General features: G+C 48.2%; 13 protein-coding genes. 10 read left to right on the top strand and 3 right to left on the bottom strand.

Annotated elements, in window-relative coordinates; translation table 11 throughout:
• The 5 genes from C6362_RS09590 to C6362_RS09615 all read left to right on the top strand — a co-directional run bounded on the left by C6362_RS09590 (position 1) and on the right by C6362_RS09615 (position 4873).
• Positions 1-372 (top strand): hypothetical protein, encoded by a 372-nt coding sequence (locus C6362_RS09590; protein ID WP_014016866.1) that lies wholly within the window; start codon positions 1-3, stop codon positions 370-372.
• A gap of 297 nt (positions 373-669) precedes the next feature.
• A complete protein-coding gene (locus tag C6362_RS09600) occupies positions 670-1221 on the top strand; it encodes a GH25 family lysozyme (RefSeq protein ID WP_255411318.1) in 552 nt (183 codons plus the stop codon).
• A gap of 176 nt (positions 1222-1397) precedes the next feature.
• Positions 1398-1664: a hypothetical protein gene (locus C6362_RS12015; protein ID WP_218925673.1), complete on the top strand. Its 267-nt coding sequence runs from the start codon at positions 1398-1400 to the stop codon at positions 1662-1664.
• Positions 1665-1897: 233 nt separating this feature from the next.
• Positions 1898-4549, top strand: a complete 2652-nt coding sequence (dnaE, locus tag C6362_RS09610; RefSeq protein ID WP_014016863.1) for a DNA polymerase III subunit alpha — start codon at positions 1898-1900, stop codon at positions 4547-4549.
• 93 nt (positions 4550-4642) lie between these two features.
• A complete protein-coding gene (locus C6362_RS09615; protein WP_041647268.1) occupies positions 4643-4873 on the top strand; it encodes a single stranded DNA-binding domain-containing protein in 231 nt (76 codons plus the stop codon).
• 75 nt (positions 4874-4948) lie between these two features.
• Here the strand turns inward: C6362_RS09615 and C6362_RS11925 are convergent, their stop codons facing one another.
• Together C6362_RS11925 and C6362_RS09620 are read right to left on the bottom strand one after the other, a co-directional pair.
• The gene (locus C6362_RS11925) at positions 4949-5107 is read right to left on the bottom strand and encodes a hypothetical protein (RefSeq protein WP_162137548.1); all 159 of its coding nucleotides are present in this window, start codon (positions 5105-5107) and stop codon (positions 4949-4951) included.
• A gap of 12 nt (positions 5108-5119) precedes the next feature.
• A complete protein-coding gene (locus C6362_RS09620) occupies positions 5120-5485 on the bottom strand; it encodes a helix-turn-helix domain-containing protein (RefSeq protein ID WP_080596501.1) in 366 nt (121 codons plus the stop codon).
• Between the two features lie 257 nt (positions 5486-5742).
• Here C6362_RS09620 and lepA point away from each other — a divergent pair, with 257 nt between their 5' ends.
• From lepA to C6362_RS09645, 5 genes are all read left to right on the top strand, one after another.
• On the top strand, positions 5743-7545 hold the full coding sequence (gene lepA, locus C6362_RS09625) for a translation elongation factor 4 (RefSeq protein WP_014016861.1): 1803 nt from the start codon (positions 5743-5745) through the stop codon (positions 7543-7545).
• Positions 7542-8666, top strand: coding sequence for a radical SAM family heme chaperone HemW (gene hemW, locus C6362_RS09630; protein WP_014016860.1), 1125 nt, complete (start codon positions 7542-7544; stop codon positions 8664-8666). The genes lepA and hemW overlap by 4 nt, the downstream gene beginning before the upstream one ends.
• Positions 8667-8764: 98 nt before the next feature.
• Positions 8765-8944 carry a 30S ribosomal protein S21 gene (gene rpsU, locus C6362_RS09635; RefSeq protein ID WP_020311403.1) on the top strand — a complete coding sequence of 60 codons (180 nt, stop codon included), beginning with the start codon at positions 8765-8767 and terminating at the stop codon, positions 8942-8944.
• Between the two features lie 26 nt (positions 8945-8970).
• Positions 8971-9417: a GatB/YqeY domain-containing protein gene (locus C6362_RS09640; protein ID WP_014016859.1), complete on the top strand. Its 447-nt coding sequence runs from the start codon at positions 8971-8973 to the stop codon at positions 9415-9417.
• Between the two features lie 164 nt (positions 9418-9581).
• Entirely contained in the window at positions 9582-11483 is a 1902-nt protein-coding gene (locus tag C6362_RS09645; RefSeq protein WP_014016858.1) for a type I glutamate--ammonia ligase, read from the top strand.
• Positions 11484-11567: 84 nt separating this feature from the next.
• Here the strand turns inward: C6362_RS09645 and C6362_RS09650 are convergent, their stop codons facing one another.
• Positions 11568-12071: a hypothetical protein gene (locus tag C6362_RS09650; RefSeq protein ID WP_014016857.1), complete on the bottom strand. Its 504-nt coding sequence runs from the start codon at positions 12069-12071 to the stop codon at positions 11568-11570.
• Positions 12072-12081 lie beyond the last annotated feature (10 nt).

A 12081-nucleotide genomic window follows, 5' to 3' on the forward strand; every position in this document is an offset into this window, starting at 1 on the left:
ATGGAGAATTTCACAACAGTTGTAGAGGCACTTATTTTAATTTGTACGGCATTGGGTGGCTTCCGAGAGGCCATCCTCAAGCCGTATTTTTCACACCGGGACAAGGAACGGGAATGGAAAGAAAAATATGACCAAGTTATTGAAGAAAGGGAGAATGAAAGGGAAGAACGTCAAAAAGAACGAGCTAAGATGCTGGGGGATAAGTACGACCAGCTCGTACAGAGCATCTCTAATCTAAGCAACTTAGTAAACCGTCTTGGTGCGGAACAGCAACAGATGGCCCTTGACGAGGCCCGGTTCCACGAACGTTTCGAGTCTGTAGAACGGAGGTTGGATGATATTCAAAAAAGGGTTGACTCGTATAGTCAGTAGTACTTTCGTAGCGATGAAGTCCAATATGTCGTACATCTGTATGGCATTTGGGCTTCTTGCCGCTTTTACAGTTCTTTTATCTTGGTTATATGGTTATTGGTCTAACGGCCTGTGGGGGACACATTTTGAGATTAACTCATGCTGGCAAGGAATTTCTGCTTGTGGCATGGGGCTGGTCGGTCTGTTTAAGTGGTTAGTAGATTCCACAAAGAATAGCCCGTCCGGTGAATATCCAATTCCTCCCCGGCCAGTAGATAATTCTAAGAATAGGAGTGATGTTGAATCAAAGGTGTAGATATTTCTGAAAATCAGAGTTTTATTGATTGGGACGCATTGCAAGAGGCTGGTGTTGAGTTTGTCATTGTTCGTGCTGGCTACGGTCAGGGACATGAAGATTCCAAGTTTAAGGAATATGCCACGGAAGCTCTTAACCGAGGCTTCAAAGTCGGAGCATATTGGTTCAGTTATGCACTGGACGTAGACCAAGCTCGAAAGGAAGGGGAATACTGCCGTGACATTATCGGGAATTGGGGAGGCTTGCTTGAACTTCCTGTCTTCTTTGACCAAGAGTATAGTAGCTGGCGTGAAAATAATGGTTGGGATTCTGATTCTGCCACTGCTATGTGCGATGCTTTTGCTGATGCTCTCAATCTTAATACCGGTGTTTATGCTAACTATGATTGGTTTACTAATGTCTTGGATTATGATTACTTGAAAGGGAAATATTCTATCTGGCTGGCTCAGTACGACAACTCCCCGTCCCTTGAATGTGATATCTGGCAGTACAGCGACTCGGAACAGTATGGGGCAAATCAGTTAGATTCCAATATTTCTTATATGGAGGCATGATGTGGAATCCAATAAAAACCTTTTCCGTTGGGTTTTGCTTAGTATTGTTGCCGTTCTTTGTGTCATTCTCTTTTGCGTCTTCCACGACAGCCGAAGTGCCGCAGACTCAGACGGTGCAGATGTCACTCGAACAATACAACAGGTTAAAGACGAAAGTAGCACAGCTCGAACTGAACTTGACAACACTCGAACAGAACTCCGAAACGGACAAGCAAGAGCTGACGACGCTAAAAAAACAACTGGAAGACTGCAAGACAGCAATGAGCAAAGCCGAGCAGTCATCGAAGACAGCCAGCGACTCCTTGGAGAAATTAGAGACGAATTTGCAGATATTGACAGAACAAACGGAATCACTGAAACACAAACTGGAAATCAAGAACCGGCAGAATAAGATAGCTTGGATTGTAGCGGGAACAGCTATCCTGTGCGCTGCTTCAAAATAGCCCTGAGTGGCCCAAAATTGGGCCACTAAATTCTCCATGACAAATCATACCTAGACTTCCTATTATATGTTAAAAAGGCCCTTGAGAGGGCCTCAAATGACAAAAAACAGCATTTTATGCTTATGGCCACCCTCGTTTGGGTGGCCTTATTTTTGTCTCAGTTGAAAATACTCACTTTATGTGTTAAAATACTCATATATAGTAATTTTGACATAGGGAAAGGAGTCGTATATATGTTTTCTAACCTACATACTCATACCGACTATAGCCTGCATGATGGATATGCTAAGATTCCCGATTTAGTGAGCAGAGCTAAAGAGCTTGGGTATCCAGCACTGGCCATCACAGACCATGGGACTGTAACGGGCTTGATTGATTTCTATGAAGAGTGTAAGAAACAGGGTATCAAACCTATCCTCGGTTGCGAATTCTATTATACCAATGAAATCACCGTAAAGGAAGCTCCGACATACCACCTCTTGATTCTGGCCAAAGATAATGATGGATATAAGAACATGATGAAGATGGATACCTATGCTCACGAACATTTTTATCGGAAGCCAAGAATCGGAATCGAAGCCCTCAAACAGTATCATGAGGGGCTCATCTGCACCACAGCCTGCATCGCCGGTCCACTAAGTGCTTCAGAACCAGAATCCTTGTACAATAATTTATTAGAGATATTTGGTGACGATCTGTATGTAGAAATCCAGCCTCATGATTTCCAAGAACAGATTGAATACAACGAGAAGTGGAAGGACTATTTCCCCAGCTCGAAAACTATCGTTACGTTAGACAGCCATTACATTGACAAGGAAGATATCCAAGCTCATAAGTTATGGCTCGGTCTTGGCGACGATTCCCAGTATTACGCCTCTGACGACTATTACCTTCGGAGTGAGGACGAAGTACTGGACTGGTTCAAAAAATATGGTATTGACGCAAAGAGTTACATTGATAATGTACAAGAAATCGTTGATAAATGTAATGTAGAAATTGAGTTTGGTGGACAGCATTACCCCGTATTCTGTGATGACCCAGCAACCTATGTAAAACAGAAATGCAATGAAGGATTCAAGGCTTTAGGGATAAGCAAGTACCCGAACAAAGATAAGTACATCAAGCAGGTACGGCATGAATTCAAAATCCTGAGTGACCTTGGATATCTCAATTATTTCTGCATCATTGATGATATGATTCGTCATTGTCGTGAAGTCGGTATTCCAACAGGCCTCGGTCGTGGTTCCGTAGTCGGTAGCCTGACAGCGTACCTCATGGGAATTACAAAGTTAGACCCCATTAAGTACAATCTCGTATTTGAAAGATTTGCAAACCCAGAACGTGTAACCCCAGCAGACATAGACACCGATGTGTCCACTCCGAGAAGAGGCGACGTTATCGAATATGTAAAAGAGAAATATGGGGAAGTATATCAGGTTCGTACCATCAGCTATGTTCAAGATAAATCGGCTGTACAAAGAGCCGCACAGGCGATAAACGGGAAACATTATCTGGATTTAATTAGCGAGTACAAAAAGACAGACTCGTACAAAAAGAAGGCGGAAGAAAATGAACGCCTTGCTGACCACGATGCCTTCATAGCGTGTAGAAATAAAGAACTTATTAAACCTGTTGAATATACCAAAATGAGTAAAAACATCAACATAGTTGAAGACATGCCGGAGAAGACTTCCCTACAAAAGAGATGGAAAGCTTTGGCTATGAAATTCCGTGGTCACATCATCTCCTATGGATGCCATGCGTCGGCGGTGTTGGTAAGTCCGGAAGATGTATGTAACTGGACAGCAATCGAAAAACAAGGTGACAACATGGTTGTCTGCCACGATTTCCACCAGCTGGAAGCTCAGGGGTTATTGAAACTCGATATCCTTGGCCTTGAAACTTTGGATATCATCGAACAGACCAAGCACCGTGCCGGTATTGACATTGACGTAGCTAAGATTCCAGTAGATGACAAGACAACCGCCGCTATGCTCCGCAAGGGTGATACAACTGGTTGCTTCCAGATTGAATCAAATGTTATGACAAATATCATCATCAGGATGAATGTTAAGAATGTAGAAGACATGTCAGCAGTTGTTGCGTTAGGAAGACCGGGTCCGTTAGACTCTGGAATGGCAGAAACTTTCCTCCGCCGCCGTAACCACCAAGAACCTACCGTGTATGATATTCCAGAACTCGAACCTATCCTTAGGGATACGGAAGGTGTCATTCTGTATCAGGAACAAATCATGCAGATTGCTCAGAAGATATGTGGATATTCCCTCGGTGAAGCAGATAATCTCCGTAGAATCATTGGCCGTAAGGTAGTAGATGAAATGAAACCGGCTGTAGATGATATGATTTCAAGAGGAGTAAAGAATGGATACACAGAAGCTCAAATGAAAAGATTGACCGATAATATCATCACCTTTGCCTCCTATGGCTTCAATAGAGGCCATTCTGCGGCTTACGGTATGACAGCATGGGTTACTGCCTATTTAAAGGCTCATTATCCAGCGGCGTTCATGGCTTCTTTGTTGGATTCTAACTGTAAGGATAAACCGAAACTAGCCTCTTATATTCTTGAAGCAATGCATATGGGAATTAAGATTCTCCCTCCCCAGCTTTCCCATTATAACTGTTACTCGGACTACGACGAAGAAGGGGCCTATATTATTCTTGGGCTGAACTGTATCGCTGGAGTAGGCAACACACAGATTCCCAAAGATTCCCCAGAAGACTTCAAAACGTTTTTGGAAGCCAATATCAATATGAATAAGACAGTTTTGAGTAACTTAGTAAAAGCTGGTGTATTCAAAGGGAACAGAGACGAGATGCTACAATATATTGTGTGGGCAAAAGATAAAAGAAAATCGAAATGAGAGTTTAAATATACGCCCACTGCGTATAACGAACAGATGGAAGAATCTAAGGTATTGGGTATGAGCTTTGGAGATATATTCTCAAAATACAAAATGGACTTAGTGAATAACGTGGATATCTTCGGATACGAAGTCTTGAATGTCAAAGGGAGAAAGACTAAAACTGGGAAGAACATGGCCTTCGTAAAAGTCCGGGATAATAAGTCTGTTCATGATTTGGTCATCTTTAATGACCGGTATAAAGACATCAAAGCCCATAACGTATATATCATGAAAGTACGCAACAATCGAATCTTTGATTTCACCGAAGCCAAATTGGCATAAAGAAAAAGAACATCTGTTGGTTCTACTCAATTTTGAGTATATCCTAGGATGTTCTTTCTTATTATAGAGAAACATTTATCTTTTCTCCAAATCCTTATACGCTTTCTGATTTCTCTCAAACATAATTTGAGAAGCTTTACGTATCTTTTCTTTTATCTCTGGATTTACCTTGCTCGTGATGACTTTATGTCTCACGGGCTTTTTTGTTGTTTCTGGATGGTTGGTATTATTCACAATGACCATTCCTTACTTTATATTGTTTAATTGCCTTGCCGCTTCTTCTAACTTACACTTCTTATAAAAACCAATCACTTTTTCTCGGTTTTCTGGTCTATGAATCCATTCTTCGACTTCTCCTGGGAGATTACCAATATCTATCCCTGTGGCGATATAGGCTTCACTTACTCCATATAAGTTGGCAAGCTTTTGTACTTTATCTTGTCTGAGTCTTTTAATCTCTCCTGACTCCCACCTCCAAATAAGGGATTGCCCTACACCTATCTTGTCTGCTACTTCTTGTTGTGTCATGTCATGTTCTTTTCTTAGTTTTACTAATCTCTGGGCTAATGTTAGTGGCAAATTAATCACCTCTTTTTTAGTTAATAATAACATAAAGTGGATAGGAAAGGCAAATTTTAATCACCCAATCAGGGGGTGTGCTCAAAATTGAGCACACCAAACAAATATTCTATTTTACTGCAACATTTACTGCAACGCGAATCACGTTACTGTGTTTAATGTTGTATATGTTGTATCTGAAAATAAAAAAAATAAACCAAATCCATTGGAAACTATTCCATATATGATTATAATGTGTTAAAGTAACTTAGTTGTTGCTTAATATTCGGCATAAAAAGAGGAGGACTACCGTGTCTACAGATCATATCAGAAACTTTTCAATTATCGCGCATATCGACCATGGCAAATCGACGTTGGCCGACCGGATGCTGGAAATGACCGGCACCGTGCCCAAACGGGAAATGGAAGACCAGCTCCTCGATACGATGGATCTCGAACGGGAACGGGGCATCACCATCAAAGCCCAGTCAGCCCGTCTCATTTATGATGCCCAAGACGGCAAACAGTATACCCTGAATCTCATCGACACGCCGGGGCACGTCGACTTCAATTACGAAGTATCGCGCAGCCTGGCGGCCTGCGAAGGGGCCCTGCTCATCGTCGATGCCACGCAGGGCGTCGAAGCTCAGACCCTGGCCAATGTCTATTTAGCCTTGGAACACGATCTGGAAATCATTCCCATCATCAATAAGGTCGACCTGCCCAGTGCCGACCCCGACCGGGTCTGCAAGGAAATCGAAGACGTCATCGGCCTCGACGCGTCGGACGCCATCATGATCAGCGCCAAGACGGGCTACGGCGTCGACAAGGTCCTGGAAGCCATCGTCCAGCGCATCCCGGCACCGGCTGACGAAGGGGACAAACCCTTGCGGGCCCTCATCTTCGACTCTCATTTCGATGCCTACAAAGGGGCTATCGCCAACATCCGCATCATGGAAGGCAGCATCAAGCCGGGCCAGCGCATCCGCATGATGGCGTCGGGCAAGGAATTTGAAGTCATCGAAACGGGCGTCTTCCTGCCCCAGATGCATCCCGTCCCGTCCCTGGAATGTGGCAGCGTCGGTTATCTGGCGGCCAGCATGAAGAACGTCCGCGACTGCCGCGTCGGCGATACGGTCACCCTGGCCGACAATCCGGCCAAAGAAGCCCTGCCGGGCTACCGCAAGGCCGTGCCCATGGTCTATTGCGGCCTCTATCCGGTAGAAACGAATGACTACGACAATCTCCGCGATGCCCTGGAAAAGCTCCACCTCAATGATGCAGCCCTCCTCTTTGAACCGGAAACATCGTCGGCCCTGGGCTTTGGCTTCCGCTGCGGTTTCCTGGGCCTTTTGCACATGGATGTCGTCCGCGAACGGCTGGAACGGGAATACAACCTGTCCCTGATCACGACGGCACCGTCGGTTATTTACCACGTCTACTGCACGGACGGGACGATGGTCGAAGTGGACAATCCGTCGCAGATGCCGGATATGACCAAAATCGACCATATCGAAGAACCCCTGGTCAAGACGACGATCATCATCCCCAAGGACATGGTCGGCACGGTCATGGAAATCTCCCAGAACCGCCGCGGCCAGTACGTCACCATGGATTACCTCGACGATACGCGCGTCTCCTTGGTCTACAACCTGCCGCTGTGCGAAATCCTTTACGACTACTTCGACGTCCTCAAGTCGGCGACCCGCGGCTATGCATCCCTCGATTACGAGCTCAACGGGTATCAGGCTTCGCCCATGGTCAAAATGGACATCCTCATCAACGGCGACGTCGTCGATGCCTTGAGTATCATCGTCCACAAGGACTTTGCCGCCCGCCGCGGCCGCGCCCTGGTCGAAAAACTGCGCAGCCTCATCCCGCGCCAGCTCTTCCAGATCCCCATCCAGGCAGCCGTCGGCAATAAGATCATTGCCCGCGAAAACGTGGCAGCCCTGCGCAAGGACGTCCTGGCCAAGTGCTATGGCGGCGATATTTCCCGTAAGCGCAAGCTCCTGGAAAAACAGAAGGAAGGCAAGAAGCGCATGAAACAGTTCGGCACCGTCGAAATCCCGCAGGAAGCCTTCATGGCTGTCCTCAAAGTCGACGAAGAATGACGCTGGGCCTGTACGTCCACATCCCTTTCTGTCGCCATAAATGCCTGTACTGCGACTTTCCGTCCTATGCCGGCCTGGAGCGCTATCGCGACGGCTACGTCCAGGCACTGTGCCGGGACATCGCCGCGTCTCCTTATGCCGGGGAAGAAGCCGATACGATCTATATCGGCGGCGGCACGCCGTCCCTGCTGGCGGCCGGCGACATCGATCGCATCCTGAAGGCCCTCCGGCAGACCTTCCGCATGACTAGCCATGCGGAAATCACAGTGGAAGCCAATCCGGACAGCCTCGATTATGATAAGGCTGCGGCCCTGGCCGATTGCGGCGTCAACCGCCTGAGTCTGGGCGTCCAGTCCTTTTCCGACGCCATGCTGTCCTTCCTGGGCCGGGTCCACACGGCAGCCCAGGGGGAAAGGGCCATCCAGGCGGCTTACGATGCCGGCATCCACAACCTGTCCCTGGACCTCATGTACGGCCTGCCGGGCCAGACCTTGGCCGATGTCCGCCGCGACGTGGAGCGCCTGTCTCAGCTGCCCGTCGTCCACGCGTCCATTTACAGCCTCATCGTCGAAGAGGGGACGCAGCTCAAAGCCGGCCTGGAGAAAGGGGATTGGCAGCTGCCACCAGACGAGGCGACGGAAGCCATGGCCCAGACGGTCCACGACGCCATGCACGGCTATGGTTTTCATCACTACGAGATTTCCAGTTATGCCAAAGGCCCCTTCGAGTCGCGCCACAACAGCAAGTACTGGACCTATGAGCCCTACATCGGCTTCGGCGTGTCGGCCCATTCCTTCGACGGGAAGATGCGCTGGGCCAACGTGGCCAACATCCCGGCCTATATCCAAAAGGCCGGGAAGGGGAGTGTCGTTTCCGAGTCCGTCGCCATCGACGCCGAGCGGGCCGTCGAAGATTACTGCTTCCTGGCCCTGCGCCGCCGCGCCGGCATCGACTACGGCGATTATGCCCGCCGCTTCGGGAAAGCCATTGAAGACGACTTCGGTCCCGTCATCGACCAGCTCGTCCGCCAGGGCCTTCTGGAACGCACGGCACAGGGCTGCTGCCTCAGTGAAGAAGGTTTAGGCTATGGCAATTATGTATTCAGTAAATTTATACGATGAACTTCAGAAATTGTTGACAAATGACGCCAATCTGAGTATAATTTCATTGTGTGCAGTAAAAGCACTCCCTATCATACCTTGGAGGGAGGGATAATAGAATGGCAGAAATCAGAGTTGGTAAAAACGAAACGTTAGACAGCGCACTTCGCCGCTTCAAACGTTCTTGCCAAAAGGCAGGTGTTCTTTCCGAAGTACGGAAACGTGAACACTACGAAAAACCGAGTGTACGGAGAAAGAAAAAATCCGAAGCAGCACGGAAACGGAAGTACAGAGCATAATCGTCAAATGTAAGAAGGGTGATAGCATGTCTCTTAAAGAAGAACTGCTTCAGGACATGAAAGCGGCTATGAAAGCCAAAGAAGCTGGTAAAACGGCTTTGTCCGTCATCCGCATGGTCCGTTCGGCCATCCGCAACACGGAAATCGACGGCAAATGCGAACTCGATGACGCTGGCGTCGGCGCCGTCATTGCCAAAGAAATGAAACAGCGCAAGGAATCGTTGGCTGAGTTTGAAAAGGCAGGCCGCAGCGACCTCGTCGAAGAAACGAAGGCAGAAATGGCCGTACTGGAAAAGTACATGCCCAAACAGCTCACAGCCGATGAAATCCGCCAGATCGTCAACGATGCCGTTGCCGGTCAGAGCGGTCTCAAGATGGGCGACGTCATGAAGCTCGTCATGCCGAAAGTCAAAGGTAAGGCTGACGGCAAGCTTGTTTCACAGATTGTTCGAGAAATTTTACAAAATAATTAGTTTTGTTAGATTTTTATAAAAAATCTATTGACAAATAGACTGATTGATTGTATTATTTTAACATGATTTGAAAATAAAATAAGTCATGAAACAAGAGTCAAAGAAGACTCCGAACCTTAACCACAGGGGCGGAGTCTTTTTTTTCACCCAAAGGAGGAGTCATGATGACTAAAGATGATTTAGTATATGTAATCCCTGCAGGTCAATATGGTAAAGAAGGTGTGCTGGCCTTACTCGAACAGCACCCGGAAATTAAATTTGTATCTCTCGTAGGCATCGACCTCGCCGGCAACGATACGGACGAAAAGATTCCTATTAGTGTATTCTTCGATGAATACGATAAATTCTTCAATGCAACGGCTTTCCAGACAGACGGTTCTTCCGTTGTCCTGCCGGGCATTGCTACCTTGTCCAATGCCCGTGTTGACATCAAAGCCGACCCGAGCGTCAACTGGTTCATCGACTACAATGACGGCAATATCGATCCAGAAACGGGCAAACCTGTCGGCACGCTCCGTATTCCGAGCTTCCTCCGCCATGCTACGGGCTTTATCGATTCTCGTTCCATCCTTCGCAATACCTGCGATTACGTAGGCGACCAGATTTTGGCTCTTGTTAAAAAATACGGCATTAAAGGCACGTCCATCAACTCGGACGATATCGAAAAGATTGTCTTCACGACGGCTACAGAATTGGAATTCTGGGTCAAGACGCCGAGCCAGGATGTCGCTACTCGTCTCCTTTCGGCATCCCAGAAGATGCAGGAACAGTATTGGCAGCGTACACACGGTGTCGTCCGTACGGCACTTGAACAGACCGTTGAACGCTTGGAAAAATACGGCTTTGCTCCGGAAATGGGCCATAAAGAAGTCGGCGGCGTTAAAGCACAGATCGATGATTCCGGTAAATTGACCTTCGTCCTGGAACAGCTCGAAGTCGACTGGAAATATACGAGCGACCCTGTACAGACAGCAGATAACGAAATCGCTGCCCGTATCATCGTCCGCGAAGTCTTCCGTGAAAACGGTCTCGAAGTTACTTTCCAGGCTAAACCGATCCACGGTGTTGCCGGTTCTGGCGAACATACCCATTTTGGTATCGGTGCCATCATGAAGAACGGCAAATTCGTCAACCTCTTCAACCCGGACGACATGAAGAGCGAATTCCTTTCGGCTCTTGGTTATGGCGCTATCATGGGTATCCTCAAACACTACGAAGTCATCAACCCCTTCGTATCGTCGACGACGGACTCCTTGAACCGTTTGAAACCGGGGTTTGAAGCTCCTGTTTGCATCGTAACGGCTCTCGGCGGGGAAACACCGGACGTTCCGACTCGTAACCGTTCCGTCCTGATCGGCCTCATTCGCGATATTGCCAGCCCGGCAGCTACGCGTTTCGAACTTCGTGCTCCGAACCCGTTCACCAATACGTTCATTGCCATTGCCATGTGCTATCTCGGCGCCTTGGATGGTATCAAATATGCACTCTCCAGTGGAAAATCGACGGCTGAACTCTTAGCTGAACTCTCTAAGAAACCGGGCGAAGATGCCGATTATCTGGAAAAAGACCGCGCTTATCGTTCCGAAGTCGACGTCTTCGAAAACTTCAACGACGAAGAACGCAATGCCATGTTCGGCAAAGCTCCGCGCACGGTCTGGGAAAACTTCAAAGCCCTCTCGACGTATCCAGAAAAATTGGACGACCTCGCTTGCGATGCTTTCCAGAAACGCATCATGGAATCCTTCAAACTCGGCGCTCTCAGCCGCTGGGCTCTGGAACTCCAGTACCGCATCATTCCGGAAAACCTCTCGAAAGTCATCGCTGCCGAACAGCTCCATGCTGACGGTGACAGCAATGCTCTCGAAGTCGAACGCTGGACCAAGATCAACGCTCTCCGTACGGAATTAGGCCGTGACACGGAAAAGAGCCTGTCCATCTTCTCCAAGATCAAACAGGCCCTGGCTGCTGATGACTACGATACCGCTTCGAACCTCATGGTCGAAATGAGCGATAAAATGGATCAGCTCACTGACATGTATTACGAATATTCTCATAACGCTTTCTAATACATCGTTTGGATGTAAAAAGGAGCTGTCGCAATGCGACAGCTCCTTTTTTCGGTCCCTTTGGACCGCGGCGGCCTGCGCCCTTTAGAAATGGAAGGTCACGCCGGCGCCGACGCCGTGTTCGTTGTCGCCGTCTTCAGGCATATAATTGTGGTAATTGATGTTCAATCCCCAGCCGAAGGCGATGTTGTAGTTGAGGCCGGCCTGGGTTTCGGCGAAATGCGAGCCTTTGACATAAGTCGCATAGGGCTGGAGACCCAGAATGTGGGGTGCAGCGACGCCGATGCCGCCGTAGAAGGATGTCGAGCTCGCTTGGTCGTCGATGTTGTTGCGCCAGCCACCTAGGAGCTGGACTTTCGAGCCGATGACGTTGTATTTGGCATAGATGTCGTTCTGGTTGCCGTACTGGTCGCGGTCGGCTCGTTTGTAGCCAATCGTCGTCCGCGGCAGGACTTTAGCTTCGGCGTACTGTTCTTTCGTGCCGACGCCGAGGCTGACACCGGCTTCGGGCAGGACGGATAAGGCAAAGGCCTGGGGCAGGGCGAAAGCCGTGCAGGCCAGCAGGGCTGTGGTCAATTTCTTTAACATAACAATCTCT

Source organism: Megasphaera elsdenii DSM 20460, from assembly GCF_003010495.1.
GTDB classification, from domain to species: Bacteria; Bacillota; Negativicutes; order Veillonellales; family Megasphaeraceae; genus Megasphaera; species Megasphaera elsdenii.